The 18,831-nt window shown below is 51.4% G+C and carries 19 protein-coding genes; 12 read left to right on the top strand and 7 right to left on the bottom strand.

The features are described 5' to 3' along the window. Positions 1-27: 27 nt before the first annotated feature. Positions 28-204, bottom strand: a complete 177-nt coding sequence (locus tag M2403_RS04095; protein WP_259228585.1) for a hypothetical protein — start codon at positions 202-204, stop codon at positions 28-30. Positions 205-394: 190 nt separating this feature from the next. Here M2403_RS04095 and M2403_RS04090 point away from each other — a divergent pair, with 190 nt between their 5' ends. Together M2403_RS04090 and M2403_RS24915 are read left to right on the top strand one after the other, a co-directional pair. Next, complete coding sequence (locus M2403_RS04090) at positions 395-727, top strand: transposase (RefSeq protein WP_152326405.1); 333 nt, start codon at positions 395-397, stop codon at positions 725-727. 338 nt (positions 728-1,065) lie between these two features. Then, complete coding sequence (locus tag M2403_RS24915; RefSeq protein WP_405047802.1) at positions 1,066-1,245, top strand: DDE-type integrase/transposase/recombinase; 180 nt, start codon at positions 1,066-1,068, stop codon at positions 1,243-1,245. Between the two features lie 295 nt (positions 1,246-1,540). Here the strand turns inward: M2403_RS24915 and M2403_RS04085 are convergent, their stop codons facing one another. Next, positions 1,541-2,500 (bottom strand): zinc-binding dehydrogenase, encoded by a 960-nt coding sequence (locus M2403_RS04085; RefSeq protein ID WP_259228584.1) that lies wholly within the window; start codon positions 2,498-2,500, stop codon positions 1,541-1,543. Between the two features lie 137 nt (positions 2,501-2,637). Here M2403_RS04085 and M2403_RS04080 point away from each other — a divergent pair, with 137 nt between their 5' ends. Then, complete coding sequence (locus M2403_RS04080; protein WP_152326408.1) at positions 2,638-3,522, top strand: LysR family transcriptional regulator; 885 nt, start codon at positions 2,638-2,640, stop codon at positions 3,520-3,522. Between the two features lie 23 nt (positions 3,523-3,545). On the opposite strand, the gene M2403_RS04075 is transcribed toward M2403_RS04080, so the two are convergent. Next, positions 3,546-3,881: a hypothetical protein gene (locus tag M2403_RS04075; protein WP_152326409.1), complete on the bottom strand. Its 336-nt coding sequence runs from the start codon at positions 3,879-3,881 to the stop codon at positions 3,546-3,548. A gap of 346 nt (positions 3,882-4,227) precedes the next feature. Here M2403_RS04075 and M2403_RS04070 point away from each other — a divergent pair, with 346 nt between their 5' ends. From M2403_RS04070 to M2403_RS04060, 3 genes are all read left to right on the top strand, one after another. Next, positions 4,228-5,643: a sugar porter family MFS transporter gene (locus M2403_RS04070; RefSeq protein WP_165059390.1), complete on the top strand. Its 1,416-nt coding sequence runs from the start codon at positions 4,228-4,230 to the stop codon at positions 5,641-5,643. A 34-nt stretch (positions 5,644-5,677) separates the two neighbouring features. Then, positions 5,678-6,232: a sugar O-acetyltransferase gene (locus M2403_RS04065; protein ID WP_259228583.1), complete on the top strand. Its 555-nt coding sequence runs from the start codon at positions 5,678-5,680 to the stop codon at positions 6,230-6,232. 294 nt (positions 6,233-6,526) lie between these two features. Continuing rightward, positions 6,527-6,922: a cupin domain-containing protein gene (locus M2403_RS04060; RefSeq protein ID WP_165059723.1), complete on the top strand. Its 396-nt coding sequence runs from the start codon at positions 6,527-6,529 to the stop codon at positions 6,920-6,922. Positions 6,923-6,985: 63 nt separating this feature from the next. On the opposite strand, the gene M2403_RS04055 is transcribed toward M2403_RS04060, so the two are convergent. Genes M2403_RS04055 through M2403_RS04045 form a run of 3 tightly spaced genes read right to left on the bottom strand, consistent with a single transcriptional unit; the run spans position 6,986 to position 9,760 of the window. Next, positions 6,986-7,891 carry a MurR/RpiR family transcriptional regulator gene (locus M2403_RS04055; RefSeq protein ID WP_152326411.1) on the bottom strand — a complete coding sequence of 302 codons (906 nt, stop codon included), beginning with the start codon at positions 7,889-7,891 and terminating at the stop codon, positions 6,986-6,988. A gap of 58 nt (positions 7,892-7,949) precedes the next feature. Then, positions 7,950-8,870, bottom strand: coding sequence for a PstS family phosphate ABC transporter substrate-binding protein (locus tag M2403_RS04050; protein WP_259228582.1), 921 nt, complete (start codon positions 8,868-8,870; stop codon positions 7,950-7,952). Further along, positions 8,867-9,760 carry a substrate-binding domain-containing protein gene (locus tag M2403_RS04045; RefSeq protein WP_259228581.1) on the bottom strand — a complete coding sequence of 298 codons (894 nt, stop codon included), beginning with the start codon at positions 9,758-9,760 and terminating at the stop codon, positions 8,867-8,869. The genes M2403_RS04050 and M2403_RS04045 overlap by 4 nt, the downstream gene beginning before the upstream one ends. A gap of 471 nt (positions 9,761-10,231) precedes the next feature. Between M2403_RS04045 and M2403_RS04040 the strand changes: the two genes are divergently transcribed. The 4 genes from M2403_RS04040 to M2403_RS04025 all read left to right on the top strand — a co-directional run bounded on the left by M2403_RS04040 (position 10,232) and on the right by M2403_RS04025 (position 14,701). Beyond that, the gene (locus tag M2403_RS04040; protein ID WP_259228580.1) at positions 10,232-12,418 is read left to right on the top strand and encodes a TonB-dependent siderophore receptor; all 2,187 of its coding nucleotides are present in this window, start codon (positions 10,232-10,234) and stop codon (positions 12,416-12,418) included. 314 nt (positions 12,419-12,732) lie between these two features. Further along, positions 12,733-13,716, top strand: a complete 984-nt coding sequence (locus M2403_RS04035) for a diguanylate cyclase (RefSeq protein WP_235937368.1) — start codon at positions 12,733-12,735, stop codon at positions 13,714-13,716. Between the two features lie 50 nt (positions 13,717-13,766). Further along, positions 13,767-14,132, top strand: a complete 366-nt coding sequence (locus tag M2403_RS04030; protein WP_152326416.1) for a hypothetical protein — start codon at positions 13,767-13,769, stop codon at positions 14,130-14,132. Positions 14,133-14,182: 50 nt separating this feature from the next. Next, entirely contained in the window at positions 14,183-14,701 is a 519-nt protein-coding gene (locus M2403_RS04025; protein WP_152326417.1) for a cupin domain-containing protein, read from the top strand. Between the two features lie 42 nt (positions 14,702-14,743). Here M2403_RS04025 and M2403_RS04020 read toward each other — a convergent pair whose 3' ends face one another. Further along, positions 14,744-14,989 (bottom strand): hypothetical protein, encoded by a 246-nt coding sequence (locus M2403_RS04020; RefSeq protein WP_104922965.1) that lies wholly within the window; start codon positions 14,987-14,989, stop codon positions 14,744-14,746. Between the two features lie 300 nt (positions 14,990-15,289). Here M2403_RS04020 and M2403_RS04015 point away from each other — a divergent pair, with 300 nt between their 5' ends. Then, positions 15,290-17,407: a prolyl oligopeptidase family protein gene (locus tag M2403_RS04015; protein ID WP_208952032.1), complete on the top strand. Its 2,118-nt coding sequence runs from the start codon at positions 15,290-15,292 to the stop codon at positions 17,405-17,407. Between the two features lie 189 nt (positions 17,408-17,596). Then, on the top strand, positions 17,597-18,730 hold the full coding sequence (locus M2403_RS04010) for an ABC transporter substrate-binding protein (protein WP_259228579.1): 1,134 nt from the start codon (positions 17,597-17,599) through the stop codon (positions 18,728-18,730). Positions 18,731-18,831: the final 101 nt, after the last annotated feature.

The raw sequence follows: 18,831 nt of genomic DNA, 5'->3' as shown, positions 1-18,831 counted from the left end.
GTAAAAAAGCCCCTTCCGGGCTTTTTATCAAATCAGTTTCAAAAGAACTGTTGTGTTTGTTGCAACTGCACCAATCAGGCCGGACGCAACAACAATCGGGTACCAGGCCGATTCGCGGTTGAGCTTTGAAGTCTCAGCAATCAGCTTGGCAATCTCGACGTTGATTTTCGCTAATTCTGCCTGGGTCACGTCTTCTGTTCTCATGTTCATCCTTACGGGGGGCGGGCTGCGGACGGTTTGCTACCTCAAGTGATAAATATTAGCCCCCTTGGTGCTAATTGGCAACTGAATTTGCATAAAAAAACGCGATTGAAGGCAGAAAAAAAGCCCGCGTTCTGGGATGGAAAGATGCGTGTAATGGTCTAATCAATCCGGACACTTTGTTAGAGATATAATGAGCAACGCTAACGAGGTGAGAATGCGACGAAAAACGTTTACCCATGAGTTCAAGCAGGAATGTATCAATTTGGTTTTACAGCACAAGTACCCGGTGACCCAAACTGCTGAAACGATGAATATTGGTCTTTCAACATTACAACGCTGGTTACGACAAAATCGCGGAGAAGTCAGGGGAGTTACTCCCATCGCCAGCGCGATTACGTCTGAACAACGGCGAATACTAGAACTTGAAAAACATGTACGGCGGTTACAAAGCGACAATGACCTGTTAAAAAAGGCTTTGGCCTTCTTCGCCATGGAAATGATCAACGACAAAAAGTCGCGGTGAATCCGAAGAAGGCTGGTGCAAATATACCAACAGGTATGCCGCTGCTCGTCGCTCGCGCAGCGTATTTTATGCCCATAGTCGTCGGCCAATGATCAATCCCGATGTTCTGATGTTGCGCGCCGCGGCCAGGCATGTTCACGTTGAAATGGATGCCACATATGGCAGCCGGCGTATGTGGATCGAGTTACGGAGCAAGGTTTTAACATGGGCAGATACCGCGTTCGGCAAATAATGAAAACCTTATTACTGGTGCTAAATGCCCCGGACGTCATCGTTATCCACGCGGCGGAAAACCCGCTGTCGTTGCCGCTAATCTATTGAATCGGCAGTTTAATCCAGTGACATTTAATACCTGGTGGTCAGGTGACATTACCTATCTGCGTACAGTTCAGGGCTGCTTATATCTGGCTATCATGATGGACTTATGTTCAAGAAAAATAGTGAGTTGGGCCTTCTCAGACAAACCGGGCAGCGACTTGACCGTCCGAGCTTTAAGGCTGGTAATCAATAAACGATGACCAGCAGGCTCTGTGGTGTTCCATAGCGTTCAGGGGGCGCAATATACCAGCGCTCAGTTCCAGTCCTGCCAGTAAGAACTGGATGTTACAGGTAGTATGAGTCGAAAAGCTAACTGCCTGGATAATGCTGTTACGGAAAGATTTTTCCGCAGCCAGAAAGCAGAGAGGGTTAACTGTCGTCGTTATGAAACCCGAAGTCAGGGTATCGCTGATGTTATCGGTTATATCGAAAGCTTTGGTTATAACGGTTGTATTCGAATCCTGCAGGGTTCAAAAATCCGCTAAACAATTTCCCCTATGGCACCAACACAATCTTACCGCTGAAGCTTCGGGTTTCCAGCAGTCGGTGTGCATCTGCGCCGGATGATAATGCAAACTGAGTAACTGGCGGAAGAACTACGCTGCCTTCTTTAATCAGGGCAAAAAGCCGATCTGCGCGGCACTGGCGCTCTTTGACGGAGGTCAGGTACGTCCAGAGATCGGCGCCCAGAATTCCGTGAGAATTGAGCTGGAGGCGGGTTGGGTCGAATTCAGCAAGCGCGCCACCGGACATACCGAACAGCACTACACGGCCGCCGTCTTTTAGGGAATCCAGACTTTGGGTGAGCGTTGTTCCCACGGAGTCGAATACCACATCGCAACCTGCGCTCTGCCACACACGGACCTGCTCAGGCCAGGTGTCATAATTTGCAGCAGCATCAGCGCCAAGCTCCAGACAAGATTTCTGCTTTTCCAGGCTCGATGCAACAGCAAAGGCGTGGATGTCCTGATGTTTTAGCATCTGAAGCAATAAACGCCCGACGCCACCCGCGGCAGCCAGTACTGCGACGTGCATTCCGGCACGTAAAGGCAGCACATCGTGAAGCAGATAATCGGCAGTCAGGCCTTGCAGCAAAACAGCGGCGGCATCAGTTTCAGACAGCCATTCCGGTAAGCGGATTGCGTGGTCGGCCGGCACCCGGATATGGCTGGCGTGCGCCAGCGGGACATCGGCAAAACCAACGCGATCGCCAGTTTTCCAGCCGGTCACATTTTCACCAACAGCAATGACCCGGCCAGCCCCTTCATAACCTGCGATATACGGCGAGGTTCCTGCCAGCGGATAACGGCCCTGACGGCGGTAAATGTCAGCAAAATTTAGCCCGGCTGCGGTGACCGCAACCAGTAATTCTCCTGAAGACGGAACAGGATCGGCCGCCTCATGCATATGTAATACATCGGCCGAACCCGGATTTTCAAAAACCAGTGCTTTCATTGCCTTTGCTTAACTTAATCTTTGTGAATATTGCGGCGATTATCGTGAAGCGGTCGCAGGAGATAAACAGCGGTCTGCTTTATTTATTCGATAATAAAAATTTATAATGCTTCATTTTACCCTCACGGAGCAGAGCAATGGATTACCTGAAGTGTGTCGAATCGTTCATCACCGCGACAGAGTCCGGAAGTTTTACGGCCGCCGCCGATAAGCTGGGTATCACGCCTGCTATGGTCGGTAAGCACATCCAGATGCTGGAGACTCGCACGGGCTGCGTGTTAATTAACCGGACCACCCGGCGTCAGGGGCTGACGGAAGCAGGGCACCGTTTTTATCTTTACGGAGTGCAGATCCTCGCAACGATTGAAGATGCCGATTCTCTGGCGCGTCATCTTAACGAACAGGTGACGGGCATGCTGCGTATCAGCGCGCCGGTTGCGTTTGGTCAGCGTATCCTCACGCCAATATTGTCGAAATTTCTGCAACGCTATCCCGCCGTCAACGCCGATCTGGTTCTGAGCGACCGCCGTGTGGATATGATTGAAGAGCGTTTTCAGATAGCGATACGCATTGGTAATCTTCAGGACGAAGGATATGTCGCCGTTCCTTTACCGCCTTATGAGATGGTGCTGGCAGCCTCACCGTCGTATCTGGAGACTCACGGAACACCGGCAACGCCCGCTGATTTAGCCCGCCACCATTGTGTCAGTTTCAGCCAGTGGCGCTCTGCTCATCGCTGGCAACTCCTGGGGCCGGACGGTCAGATTGATGTAGATATCGTCCCGCGCCTTACCGTGGATTCCGGTGAAGCTATCCGTCAGGCCGCGTTATCTGGTCTGGGGGTAGTTATGCATTCCTGCGTCACGCTGCAAGATGATATAGAGGCCGGACGGCTGAACCGCGTATTACCCGATTACGCGCCGGTATCCAGACCCATGCATTTACTCCGTTTACCCATAAGGCCCGCCGCTACCGTGGTTTCATCTTTCTTTGAATATTTTATGCAGCAATTAATCCCGTAACCCGGCACGCCTGCTAGTGATGGTCACATCATCGGGTAAGTTATCTTTTTCTTCACTTTCCCCAGCTTGTCGCTGGCTTTTTCCGACAACTCAAACAGGACCGGCAAGATATGCGCTGAGGCTTTCAGGTAGGCGCTGACCTGCAAAATGCCTTCGGGCGGCAACAATTCTCCGTTCTCCAGCCCTTCACTCAGGCACAGTAAACCTTGGCACAAACCTTCGGCGGATTCTGACGCCAGTGCGCTCAGGTCGTAAAGCTGCCCCTCGTTAAAATTCCCCAGATCCAGCCCGGCAACCAGTGAGCGAAAAACGGTGACTGAGTTTTGCTGAAATGCTGTGCCGCTTTCGAAATTCATCATGATGTTTATCCCGAGTCAGTAAAATTGAAGCAGCTTTCCGGGCCGCCTTTACCGGGTTGACTCTATTCCTGACCGAGAAATAAAGAAACAGACTGTATGTATTTACAGTGTTTTTAATTCAGATTTGGAAAGTGTCTCGCAAATCGTGAGGGTTCGGCTGACACGTTTATTTAATGTGATTGCTGCGGGCTGGTGATCTTGATCACAAAAAATCCGGCGCAGCACGATTGTTTATATATGTACCCGTCCTGCTCTCACTGCCGGGGTGCGTTGTGCTTATCGTGAAGACCGGATTTATTTTTTTCTGATGTCCGTTGCTGTGTTTCCTTCTATCCGGAGAAAAAAAATGTCGTCATCTGATGTAGCAAAACTGACTGAAAATCCACTGAAAAATACCAAAGTGATGAACCTCTTTGTGTCTTTCGCGGCGGCGATGGCCGGGCTGTTGTTCGGCCTTGATATCGGTGTGATTTCGGGTGCGCTTCCCTTTATTACTGACCATTTCGTCCTTACCAGCCGGCAGCAGGAATGGGTCGTCAGCATTATGATGCTCGGCGCGGCATTCGGGGCGCTTGCCAATGGCTGGCTCTCTTTCCGGCTGGGGCGCAAATACAGCCTGATGGCCGCAGCATTATTGTTTGTTCTCGGTTCGCTTGGCTCAGCGTTTGCTTCAGGTGTTGAAATTCTGATGGTTTCTCGTCTGATCCTCGGATTTGCAGTTGGCATCGCCTCTTATACTGCGCCTCTGTATCTATCTGAAATGGCGTCAGAAACTATCCGCGGCAAAATGATCGCGATGTATCAGCTGATGGTGACTTTCGGTATTTTGCTGGCCTTTTTGTCTGATACGGCGTTCAGCGCAAGCGGCGACTGGCGCGCCATGCTGGGGGTTCTGGCGATCCCTGCATTAGTTCTGATGCTCGCGGTCTGCTTTTTACCCAACAGCCCGCGCTGGCTGGCGGCGAAAGGACAGCATATTGAAGCGGAACGTGTGCTGCGGATGCTGCGCGATACCTCTGAAAAGGCCCGTCAGGAACTGAATGAAATTCGTGAAAGTTTGAAGTTAAAACAGGGCGGTTGGAATTTATTTAAAGCCAACAGCAATGTGCGTCGGGCGGTGTATCTCGGCATGTTATTGCAGGCCATGCAGCAATTTACCGGCATGAATATCATCATGTATTACGCGCCGAAAATTTTTAATCTGGCCGGATTTACCAGCACACAGGAACAGATGATTGCCACGATTATTGTCGGCCTGACGTTTGTGCTGGCGACTTTCATTGCTATCGGCATGGTTGATAAAGCGGGGCGTAAACCTGCGCTGAAAATAGGTTTCAGCGTGATAGCGCTCGGGACGCTGGTGTTGGGATATTGCCTTCAGCAGTTTAATCACGGAACGGCGGGAGCCGGGCTTTCCTGGTTGTCGGTGGGGATGACGATGATGTGTATCGCCGGGTATGCCATGAGCGCTGCGCCGGTGGTGTGGATCCTGTGTTCTGAAATTCAGCCCCTCAAAAGCCGCGACTTTGGGATCACCTGCTCAACGACCACCAACTGGATTTCCAACATGATTATCGGTGCGACTTTCCTGACGCTGATGGACAATATTGGCGCCGCAGAAACATTCTGGCTGTACACCGCACTGAATCTCGCTTTTGTTGTGATTACTTTTATTCTTATTCCTGAAACGAAAAACGTAACGCTTGAACAGATTGAAAGAAATCTGATGGCAGGGAAAAAACTGCGGGATATCGGGCAGTAAGCCGGTTGAAAAATTTTTGAACAGGGAGAAGATTATGTCTGCGCTGACAAGCATGGTTAACGGTCTGGATTATCCGATTAATGATGAAGAACTTATTGAAATCCGCTACCAAACCCGGGACAAAGTGGACGAGTTTAATGCACTGGGTGCGCGTCAGGTGGCTGAGAAAGACAGCCTGATCAGAAAAATATTCGGTCAGGTTGGGCACAACGTGCATTTTGAAAAAGGCATGCGTATCGATTACGGTATTAACACAACGTTTGGGGACAACGTTTTCATCAATTTCAATTTTGTCCTGCTCGATTGCGCGCCGGTGTGTATTGGGAATAACGTTTTTATCGGGCCAGATGTGCAAATTTATACCGCTCAACATCCGCTGGATTGTGATTTACGCAGGGAACATATCGGGAGCGCGCAACCGGTCACAATCGGTGATGATGTCTGGATTGGCGGAGGGTGCATCGTTCTGCCAGGCGTCACCATCGGAGCGGGAAGTACAATTGGTGCTGGCAGCGTAGTGACTCGTTCTATTCCAAAGGACGTTGTTGCCTGTGGTAATCCGTGCCGGGCGGTTCGTCGGGTAGATTAATTATGTTAAATAAATTCCTAAGTCAAATTTCAGTGTTAAAAACATAAAAAAGCCCGCTCCAGGCGGGCCGCAAATGCGAAAAATACAATATTTCTTAAAGTCCGCAAAGGATGAATGAAATTCTAATAAAAATCAATAAATTATCAATTTTTCTAATATTGAATCTGCCGTGCTTTGTGTTTTATTTATGAATCCCGCTCATAGCTCCTTTCATATTTTGTCATCTAGTCGTTTAAACGGAATGTCTGTACCTTTTATCAGAACGAGAAAACGGAGAGTAAAATGTCTGACAAAATGAGAATTACCAAAAGCGGTTCTGTTCCTTCACAGAATGGCCCGGAAAGCTATTTTACCGGCAAGGTGCGCATCGATACGCCGTTCAGCGGTACTGAATCTGCGCGCGTCGGGGGGGCAACCGTGACGTTTGAACCGGGCGCGCGCACCGCATGGCACACGCATCCGCTGGGCCAGACGCTGATCATCACTCACGGCCGTGGCTGGTTGCAGGAAGAGGGCGGTGAAATTCGTGAAATGAATGTCGGCGATATCGTGTGGATCCCTGAAGGGGTTAAACACTGGCACGGCGCTACGCCGGAAAATGCCATGACTCACATTGCGATTGCCGAATCTCTTAACGGCAGCCCGGTTGAGTGGCTGGAAAAAGTGACCGACGCTCAATACCAGAAGTGATTTTGGGGATCAGAAATGAACGCGATCCTGTCCGGTTGTGCCGGACGGGGTTTCTGCGTCTTATCATCCGCGCGGATTTTTGCGGGGCTTGGTCATGGAATTACTCAGCTCATAAAGCCGGTTCATGGTCTGAAGCGGGACTTTTGGTGAAGAGGCGGCCAGCGCCAGCACCAGAATTTCGAGGCAAATGACAGGCGTGCCGTGGACGGGGATTTTTTCCGCATCAGCGCTGCGAGGAATAAACACCACGCAGTCCGCTTCTTTGATAAAAACGGATTCGGCCGAGCCGGTCAGTAAAATAGTTGAAATCCCCAGGCGTTTGGCTTCTGCCAGCGTTGTGACACCTTCCCGATGGGCGCTTCGTTGCGCCATCATAATCAGCACATCGCCCGGACGCATGCCGATCAGTTGCTCACTCAGCGACGCGCCGGTACGGTTAAGCACATACGCGGGCGTCCCGTTACGGTTGAACAGACGGGCGGTATATTCCGCCAGCAGAGAGGAAGCTCCGATGCCAAAAATGGCTATCCGGTCGGCGGTTTTCAACAACGCGTTGGCACGCGAAAGTGCCAGCCGGTTCTTCTCCTCCGACAGCATCTGGCAGGTATAAAGATAGCCGTCGAGCACGAAATCAATGCTGGAATTGGTATCCGGAGTCAGGGAATTCACCGTAGTTGCCATTTTTGCCGACGACGTCAGCGTCTCCCCGAGATAACTGGCCAGCACATTTTTAAGGTCGCGCAGGCCGGAAAATCCCAGCGCCTGAATGGCACGCACGACCGTAGCATCTGAGCTTTGGGTATCCGCTGCGATTTCCATGGCGGTTTTATCCAGCACTGCGCCACGGTGAGTATGAATATACTGCGCGACAGCAAACAAGCGTGGCGATAACTGGTTTTTACGCAGGCGGAAACGTTCGCCGTAGAGATCCGGGCCGGAGCGGTTGGGTTTAGTTTTCGGGTTTTTCACAGTTACGCCTGTTCATTCACATTGCTGCCATTTTTTTACAGTGTACTTCGGGAGCGACTTACAGGTTTGCCAGTCTTTGCCGCTGATAAGCCAGCATCGACGGTTCCAGCGGCACGTATCCTTCCGGGCTGTGGGTCTGATCAGCCACAATAGTTTGCCCTTCATCAGACAGCGTCATTTCCAGCCAGGCTTTAACCAGCGGATCCAGCGTGGCTCCCGGCGGCAGGTCAAAGCAGAGCGAAACATAGCTTGAAAGCGGATAGTTCCCCTGCGCCACATTGACTAAATCCGGCGAATAAAATGCGGTGTTTGCTTCTGAGGCCAGCGGCAAAATACGCACGTCGTCAGAGAACAGTGCCGCGTTACACCAGCCCAGACAGCCCGCCCCGAACGGGTCTTGCGCCACGGCTTCAATCACGGCGCGGCGATCGGCGAGGCCTTCATAATGGGCAGGATAATGGCGCCCGGCCAGATGCGCATACCGGAATGCGGTGGCGTATTTCCCGTTATCTCGCAGGCCATAAAGATGAATGCGCCGTTTATGCCATTTGCCTTCGAGCCCCAGTTGCTGCCAGTCAGTGATATCTCCGCAGCTTTGCCCTGAAGAGAAAACCGAGGCCAGCTGCGCCATCGTCAGTCCCGCCAAAGGGTTATCACGGTGAACATAAATCGCAGGCGGACTTTTGGCTTCCGGTCGCGGTCCGTGGCCGGTATATCCGACATGGATTTCCGTCGGCCGGTAACCTTTTACGCGCTCAAAAGCCGCCAGTTCATGAGGCCACGGCGCGCGCGACATCGGTGCCAGCCAGCTGGCATCAGCCGCCAGTGCCATAATCGCTGTTGACGAGCCTTCCAACGTGCAGTCGAAAGAAATTTCCGGATTCGCTTCGCGGAAAAGTGCGCACCACGGAAGGATCAGAGAGGCCATGCCGTCATTTCCGACAATCGGCAGCGGGAGATTTACTGTGTTTGAATTCATGAATGCACCGCGAATATTGCACGCTGCTGAGCGAGCTCAGCAGGTTCCAGAGGCAGACAGGTTGTTTCTGCGATTATTGTCTGACCGTCATCGGAGAGCAGGAAACCGGCCAGTCTATGTGCGTCGTGGCCTTCACCGGCGGGCAGATAAAGAGACAGAAAACGGGTAAGCGGGTCGCGCGCCTGGCCCGTCAGCGTCACTTTACGTAATAGCGGATGTTCTCCGGCGGTGTCAGCAATGCCAATGCCGTCTGGCATATTCTCAAGCCGCGCCAGAAGCGTGGCCGAATCCGGCACATATTCAGTCCGCGCAGTCAGCTCACGTCCGGCAAATAAATGCTTTTGTAAAAACACCTGAAGGGCGCTGTCTTCCGGCAGGCTCAGCGGCAGAATACTGGCATCGTGAGAAGACGAAAGGAGTTGTCCCCAGTTCGAAAAATCACCCTGTGCATTTCCGCGCGTGAAAATCTGTGAAAGTTGCGTCACCGAAATTTCAGTCAGCGGATTACTGTGATGCACGTACACGGCTGGCGTTGCCGGACTGACCGCCAGCTTCACAGAAAACGGTGCCGAGCCGCGCTGCTTTTTATACGGCACGGATTCCGTGGGCGTAATTTCTCTTTCAATCAGCGCCATCGTGGAACGTCGGTTAATCAGAAAGGCAAACGCGGCATCGTCATGGCAAAAAGTGGCGGCGACCGGAATATCAGGGTGAACGCGACGGAATGCCGCAATGATTTTTTCAACCAACGGCACAAGTTCTGGCTTTGCGGTAATCCTGATAACGCTTTTCTTTTCAGAGGGGTACTGCGCTGGAGCGGGCAGGGGGCTGTCCGGGTTCAATCTGTTATTCCTTCTGGCTGAGTCTTTAAAACTTGCGCGATCATGCATAACTCTTCTCAGTGATGCATGAGAAGAATTATCATTATCCTTTAAGAATCATGATGAAGTACGTAACTGTAGTAGTCAACGCTACGAAGGTGTGTCGGGATATCAGGGCTATTCCGGGCGAGTTTTGCAGAACAGATTACGAAAATAATATATTCAATTTCAGAGGGATATAAAAAATGAAATCCCGGTTTTTAATCCGCCGGGCTTCTCTTTTTTCCACTTCATTGCCTGACGTTTACTACTACAGCCCCATGTGATGGAATGATAATCATTCTAATTTAGTGAGCCCTTTGATTCCTGTAAGATTGAGCAGGAACTGGCCAGCGGCGCCCGGTGTTTCGCGCAATAAGCGAGTCAGTAATCAGGTTTTCTTCCTGAGAAAGTCGGCACGGATATGCTGAAAAAAATAATAAAAGCCGGCCTGAAATTAATTTTGATTTAAATACTTTTACGGATGTTTTTGGGGATTGTATGAACTTCAACAAAATGAAAAAAAACGCGCTGTCGCTGTTAATTGCCAGCTTTCCTGTTTTATTGCCTGTCAGGGAAAGTCTGGCTGAAACGCGTTCCGGCGAAAATAGCGTTAAATACCCTGATCAAAGTAGTGATAATACAAATCTGCAAAAAGATGACACCATTGAAGTTAACGGAAGCTCTTACAGCGAACCTTCGGGATATATTCCCGGCTATGCCGACGTGGGGGCTTATCAGGGACGCGATATGATGGATGTTCCCGCCTCAGTCAGCGTCGTTTCCAAAGATATTATTCAGGCGCAGCAGGGCACGGGCTTATTTGACGCTTTGCGAAATGTGGCGGGTATTGTTCGCCAGCAACAAAGCGGAATTGCTTACGACCAGCTTTCCGTTCGCGGTATTAATCTGGATAACCGCTCAAGTTATATGTTTAACGGCGTTCTGCCTTTTGATAATAACCTGCCGATTCCGATGGAAGATAAGGAGCGGATGGAAGTGCTGAAAGGCGCATCGGCACTTTATTATGGCTTTGTCGCGCCCGGTGGCGTGGTGAATATGGTGACCAAACGGGCGGGGCAGCAGCCTGTCAGAACGGTGACGTTTTCGACCGATGATAATGGCTCGTCCCTCGCGCACGTCGATCTGGCTGACCGCTTTGGTGAAGAGAAAAATTTTGGCGTCCGCATCAATGCCGTCACCAATAATATCCATACGCCGATAGACGGCGATAATGGTAACCGCCGGATGTTCAGCGCAGCATTGGACTGGCAGGCGACGGATCGGCTTTTGCTCAAATATGACTATGAGTCAATCCGCGCACGTATTACTGAGCAGGCGGCAATCGCCACGCCGACCGCCGTTAATGGCGTCATGACCATTCCTTCAATACCTGATCCGAAAAAGCTGTTATCGATGAAAGGGAAAGACACGCATTCCTCGGCAGAAACGAACTTACTTCAGGCTGAATATGCCCTGACCGATAACTGGACGGGTAAAGTCAGCGCGGGGCAATCGCGTACCAAGCGTGACCGCTGGTTGTGGGTCTTTGATAATTACAATGCGCAGACCGGCGAGGGAACGGTTTATGGTGCCGATCAGCCTGGCCAGGATTATCTGAACCAGAACGTCCGGGCGGAAATTAAAGGCACGTTTGATACCGGTTCCGTTGAGCATGAATTGTTATTTGGCGGCAGTCAGAACCGTCTTTACCAGCCGAGTTTTGAAACCTACATGTATTCTGCTGCGCAGAATATGTATGACCCGGTGACCATTACATCGCTGACGCGTGCGGCTAAAAACAGTAAAAAAACGCTGACTGACCGCAGCTTTAAAGAACAGACTATCCGCGACGGCGGCCTGTTCCTGCAAGATTGGATCACGCTCAACGATCAGTGGCAGGTGACCGGCGCTGTGCGTTACGGGCGCTATACCAGCCAGCAGCTTGATGCGGCTTCCGAAGATGTTCACGCGGTTACGCCAGCCGTCAGCGTGCTTTATAAAGTCACGCCGGATATCAGCCTGTACGCCAGTTATGTGGAAGGTCTGGAGTCGGCGGGAACGGCACCATCAACCGCCGCTAACGCCGGGGAATCCCTGAAAGCGGCGGTCAGCAAACAGAAAGAAGTGGGGATCCGCACACGGGTTTACGGTGAACTTTATGCGTCGGCGGCTTATTTCGAGCTGAAACAACCGTCTGCCAGTACCGGCGATGATCTGATTTATTCCCTTAACGGCGAAGCACGATTTCGCGGCGGGGAATTCTCGCTTCAGGGCGACGTCACGGAAAATACGTCGGTGATGGGTTCTGTCATGTTGCTGAGTGCGGAAGTCACCTCAACCACCAATGAAAAGCTGCTGGGGAAAACGCCGGAAAATACGCCGAAAAAAGTGGCGAACATCTTCATCAACCACAAGCTGGATTTCATTGACGGTCTGGCGGTTAATGGTGGCGCGTATTATGTCGGCTCACGACCGGTGAATGCCCAGAATCAGGCGTTTGTGGCGGGCTATACGACGTACAATCTGGGCGCGAGTTACACCACTAAACTGGCGGGAACCAGGGCCACATTCCAGGCAACCGTGAATAATGTCACCGACAAACGTTACTGGAGCGCGGCAGGCAGCGGCCAGCTGGCGGTCGGGATGCCAAGAACGTTACTTCTTTCCTCAACGTTCGAATTTTAACTTCGCAGGCAATTCCGGGCGGGCGGCAAATAAGCTGCCCGTAATCTCCCTCACGATAAATTCTGCACGTCTGATTTAGCTTTTCGACTTTTTATCCTAAATTACCTGCTTATTCGCTGACCCGTTTTATTTAAGCCTAAAAAACCCCGATGTTCGGCCCATTAAAACCGGTGCTTTCAGTAGCTCTGTGATATCCAACTCGACTACTATAAATAAAAATCAATCATTGAGTCTTCTCGGGTATGGCATATTTTTCTACAGATGAAAGTCTCGTTCGTGAGCGTTCTGATCGTTTCTTACGACGAATGTATTTAATGCGCATACTTGGCACTTTTCTCTGTTTTTTCCCCATTGCCTCGGTGCTTTTAGAACGCGAAGCTTCCTGGATCCCGATGGGTTTTCTGGTGCTGAACGCGTTTGTCTGGCCGCACGTTGCAATGCTGATTTCCCGCCGTTCCAGGCATCCTAATCAGGCTGAATTCAGAAACCTGGCGTTCGACGCCATTGCCGGTGGCGCATGGGTCGCGCTGATGGGCGTGTGTCCGCTGCCATCTGCGATCATTACGTCTATTCTGGTTGCCGACCGGTTTTCTGCCGGTGGCTGGCAATTACTGCGCCGTGCTGCGCTGTTTTACTGCGCCGGATTTATTCTGTGCTGGCCGCTTTCCGGGATGAGCCTCTATACCGAAGTGAGCGACCGGACGTTATGGCTGACGCTGCCGCTTTCCACGATTTACATTATTGCGTTCAGCGCCGCCAATTATTCGATTTCCCGCAAACTGCGCGATAAGCAGCACGAACTGGAAAAATCGGCGCTGATGGATCCCTTTCTTGGCCTGCCTAACCGGCGTTTGCTCGATCGCCGCCTGATGCTGGAATTTGAACGTTCAAAGCAGGATCTGGCCTGCCTGATGGTGCTGGGCGTCGATGATTTGAAAATGGTGAATGACCTGTTCGGACGCGAAGCGGGCGATTATGTTTTACGATCGGTATCAACTATTTTGCGTAAGGAAACGGCTGAGCACGATTTTCCAGCCATACTGGGCGGTGACGAATTTGTGGTGATACTGCCGGGCATTTCCGAAGAAGAAGCGTATGCGGTCGGATACCGGTTGTTGCTGAAAACCTCGGAAATTCGTCTGTCGCAGGATTCTGGTTTTCAGTGCTCGATGAGCATTGGCGTGGCGACATCCAGAAATCATGAGAATTACAATCAGTGGCTGGCCGCCGCCGAACGGGCATTGATAAGCGTGAAAAAGAATGGAAAAAACAGTATTGGCAGCGCGGGCAGGGCTTAGGCCGTTGTTCATCTACACTGAATAGAATGGAAGATGTCTCGGGATAAATAATGAAAAATATCAAAATAATGATGGTAGCAGCGGTGGCAGCAGCAACTTTATTGGCAGGATGCTCATCGATTGATGAACCCGTTGGCGCGGAAGTCTACCGGCCTGCAAACTTTGATGCGTCTTTTGTACAGGGGCAGGCAAGCTATGAGTCTTCCGTGTTTTCCATTCTGGAACGTCAGCGCCGCGCGGATACCTATAAAAAGATCTTCGATTTTTGTACAGGGAAATTCCAGACGCTGGGTGAAAGCAATGACGGCGACCGGGTACACATAAGATTTGCATGTCTGCCGAAACCGGCGACGCAAAGCACGTATTCAAATCAAAACACTTACTCAATTCAACAAAAATCCCCGTCGCTGTACTGAGGCCGGCTGTGTAAAACGGATGCAGCGACCGGCGGGAAACGGAGTCAACGATGAGCAAGGAAAGACCCGACTTTATCGCCAACTGGCGTGAGCTCGAAGGCCCGGACGACAGCAGTTATCCGGGTGATGATGAACTGATGTCGATTGGTGCACCGCTCGGCAAAGCGCTGGGGCTGACGCGTATCGGCATTCATCACGAACGTCTGCTGCCGGGGCGACGTACCTGTTACGCGCATGCTGAAAGTTCTGAAGATGAGTTTGTTTATGTGCTGGAAGGCCAGCCTGACGCGTGGATAAATGGCCACCTGCACCGGCTTAAACCTGGCGACGCGGTGGCGTTTCCCCACGGCACCGGCATCTGCCATACGTTCATCAATAACAGTGAAGAAGAAGTACGTTTGCTGGTCGTTGGCGAAGCGAATAAGCCGGAAAACCGCATTCATTATCCGCTCAATCAGGAATATGAAGCAACGCGTAAAGACCGCTGGCTGGATGTGCCTGAACAGGAACTGGGTAGCCACGACGGTTTTTCAGATTCGAGAAGAGAAGCCAACAAAAAGCCGGTGTAAAAACCGGCTTTTTTGGATTCATTCATAAAATTGAAGATGCGCTTACTGGATACCCAGTGACTGCCAGCGTTGCTGACAATACGGCATCATGCGATGAATTTTCAGGCTTTGCGCCTGGTGGCGGTTCAGGGAATAACCCTCCGGCGTAATCTCTAAAGTGTCGCCGGTTTGCAGTGTAAAGTCGTTATCGACAGACAGGATAAGCTTCAGGTTTTTGAATGCCTGAATGCAGATATATTTCAGTCCGGTCTGTGGGATACTCAGGATATCTATGATTTTCCATTCCATATTCTCGCTCCTTTCCTGTTGCTGCCTGATTTCTGTGTCCCCTTTTCTACCTCAGATCCACGTCATTTTTTGTCATCACAAGGTAATGATTTCTTTATAGGCGTTCAGATAATTTGAATGCTTGAACTGACTCACAAAAAGAAGGCAAGAGAACCCTTCGGGATCGCATATTCGGATTTTTCGGAAAGATGGTGAATCATCTGTGTTTGAAAAACGCTTGAAATGACGTGAGCAAAACAGTTATCTAAACCCCAAGTCTGACTTTTAATTTATTTCTCAGGACGGGAAGGACGCAACAATATGACCACAGATTCACGCGAATCAGATTTACGCAAAACAGTGTCAGAAATCGGGCAGGACGAATTTATCTGGCTGGAAGGATTGCGCAATGAAAAAGCGCTGGCCTGGGCACATGAGCAAAATTCGGTCACACTTTCTGCTTTCACGCACGGAAAAGATTTTGACCCGATCCGCGAAAAAGTGCTTCAAGGGCTGAATTCCCCCGAGCAAATTCCGGGTGTCTGGAAATGCGATAACGACTGGTACAACTTCTGGCAGGATGCGAAAAATCCAAAAGGATTACTGCGCAAAACCACGCTCGATGAATTCCGCAAAGCCGAACCGCGCTGGGAAACGGTGCTCGACGTCGATGCGCTGGGTAAAGCCGAAAATATTGAATGGGTTTTCTCGGGCTTCTTGAACCTGAAACCGGGCTTTGAGCGCGCTTTCGTTGTGCTTTCTCCGGACGGCGGCGATGCCTGCGAAGTCCGCGAATTTGATTTGAAAACCAAAGAATTTGTCACCGGCGGTTTTTATCTGCCGGTAGCCAAAAGCCGCATCAGCTGGATTGATGTCGACCATATGTTTGTCGCCACCGATTTTGGCGAAGGTTCGATGACCGATTCCGGCTATCCGCGTATCGTGAAAATCTGGCAACGCGGAACGCCGCTCAGCGAAGCGGTGACGGTTTACAGCGCCGGGCAAAAAGACATGATGGCTGCGGGTTATCAGGGATCTGACGGGGACATTAAACGCAATTACGTGGTGCGGGTTATCGACTTCTATCATCGCGAAGTTTTTCTGGTGGACGAGACCCGCTCGCTGGTCAAAATCGACATTCCGGACGATGCCAAATTCACCACCTGGCAGGAATGGATCCTTATCGAACCGTCCAGCGAATGGCAGGTGAATGGCCAGCGCTGGCCGTCAGGTTCATTGCTGACGATGAATTTTGACGCCTTTATGGCAGGTGAGCGCACGCTGAAACCGCTGTTTGTTCCTGATACCGGTTCCGCGCTCAGCGGCGTGACGCAAACCCGCGATCAGCTCAACGGTTACTCACATACCCGTGATCACATCATTCTCAGCCTGACCCGTGATGTGGTAAATCGCCTTGAAGTGCTGACACCAAAGAATGGCGAATGGCAGCGTGAACCGTTCGGGCATGTGCCGGAGCTGAGTAAAATCAGCGCCTGGGGCGTGGATGATAAAACCAACGAATACTTCATGAGCGTCAGCGGTTTCCTGCAACCCGCCAGCCTCTCGCTGGGCAATCTGGACAACGGCGCTAACGCCGAAGCCGAATTGCTGAAACAGGATCCGTCGCATTTTGACGCCTCCCGCTATCAGGTCAGCCAGCACTTTGCGCAATCTGACGACGGGACGCGCGTGCCTTATTTCGTGATCAGCCGCAAAAATGTGGTTTATGATGGCAAAAATCCGACGCTGTTATACGGTTATGGCGGTTTTGAAGTGTCGCTGGAGCCGTATTATCTGGGCGTGAGCGGCGTGTCGTGGCTTGATCGCGGCGGTGTTTTCGTGGTCGCGAATATCCGTGGCGGTGGCGAGTACGGGCCTGAGTGGCATAAAGCCGCGCTGAAAGAAAAGCGCCTGCGTGCGTATGAAGATTTTGCTTCAGTGGCGAAGGCGCTGATTGCCAGCAAAATCACGTCACCGGCGCATCTGGCGGCGCAGGGCGGCAGTAACGGAGGCCTGCTGGTGGGCAATATGCTGACACGCTATCCGGAACTGTTCGGCGCGATAGTCTGCGAAGTGCCTCTGCTGGATATGCAGCGCTACACGCAGATTTCCGCGGGGGCGTCGTGGATTGCCGAATACGGCGACCCGCAAAAGCCGGAAGAGTGGGCGTTTATCCGCGAATTCTCGCCATATCACAATATCGACCCGCAGAAAAAATATCCGCCGGTATTGTTCTCGACCGCGACCAGCGATGACCGCGTCGGGCCGGATCATGCACGAAAAATGGCCGCGAAGATGCAGGCACTGGGTATTCCTGACGTGTATTTCTACGAGAACACCGAGGGCGGGCACAGCGCGGCGGCGGACAAAACGCAGTCGGCATTTAAACGTGCTCTGGTGAGCGAGTTCCTGCTGCATTTCATCGGGCGTAAACCGTAACTTCCGCGCACGGCGTTACATGACTGGGCGGGGAAAATTTCCCACTCAGTCATATTTCGACATGTTTTATCAGGCTTTTTCCCTTCCAAAAGCGTTGCCTCGCCCTTCATTCCTTGTTTATTATTTTCGCTTCATTTGATAACAATTATCAAAATCATTTCTTATTCATTCTCATTTTCGGGGATTTGCATGTTAAAGAATACCGCTCGCGTGCTGTCTGTCGCAGGTCTGATGGCCGCTTCATTTTCCACTTTTGCTACAACCTATCCGCTGACTGTTACCGATCTTAGCGGGCAGAAAGTGACGCTCGACAAAGCCCCGCAGCGCATCATCTTGCAGGATGGCCGCGATATTCTTGCGCTTGCCGTGCTGGATAAAGCCGATCCGTTTAAGCGCGTCGTGGCGTGGAACAATCTGCTGAAGACCACCGACAGCGGCACCTGGGACATGCTGAAAAGTAAATGGCCTGAGTCGTCCAAAATCCTGGATATGGGATTCACGGACAAAGGGCAGGTTGATCTGGAAACCGTGATTTCCAAAAAACCTGACCTGATGATTGCGCAGGTACGTGCGAAGAATTCTCTGGCACAGGCGGGTGTTCTGGATAAACTTGCCGCGCTGCACATCCCGGTTGTTTTCGTTGACTACGAAGCGGATCCGGCGAAAGACACGGCACCGAGCATTGAGCTGCTGGGTAAAATTGTGAATAAGGAAGACAATGCCCGCGCGTACACCGCGTTCTATAACGAGCACTTCCAGAGCATTCAGAAAGCCGTTGCTGCTATTAAAAACAGACCAAACGTGTTCATCGAGCCGATTGCCGGTCGCGATGATTCCTGCTGCTTTACTCACGGCGACGCGGGCTGGGGCAAACTGATTCAGGCGGTAGACGCCAATAATATCGGCACCAAATTGCTGCCGGGCGCATCAGGCACGGTTTCTCTGGAGCAGGTGATCAGCATGAAGCCGGATGTTTACATCATGACCGGTTCCGCGCGCCCGAGTAAAAACGGTTCCGTGACCCACATTCTGCCGTTCGGTTATGGCGCGAATGAGGCTAGCATCGACAAGGAAGCGAAAGTTCTGCTTTCCCGCACCGGCGTGGCGCAGATCCCGGCGGTCAGCAGCCAGCACGTTTACGGCATTTACCACCAGTTCTACAACCACCCGTACAATATCGTCGGGATGGAATATCTTGCGAAATTCATTTATCCGGAACAGTTTAAAAATCTGGATCCGGCAAAAACCTACCACGACCTGGTGCGTAACTACACCAATCTGCCGGATCAGGATTTCATTCTGGGCTGGTCACCGAAGAAATAAGTCTTTGAGCCTCCCCGCCTGTGGTCTCGCAGGCGGGTTTTCAACCCCGTCACGGCGCTTCTGCACAAACTTTACCTCCGTCACATTTGTTGACACTCCGT

It is taken from the genome of Rahnella sp. BIGb0603 (assembly GCF_024808755.1).
GTDB classification, from domain to species: Bacteria; Pseudomonadota; Gammaproteobacteria; order Enterobacterales; family Enterobacteriaceae; genus Rahnella; species Rahnella contaminans.
This window is presented reverse-complemented; position numbering and strand designations above follow the sequence as displayed.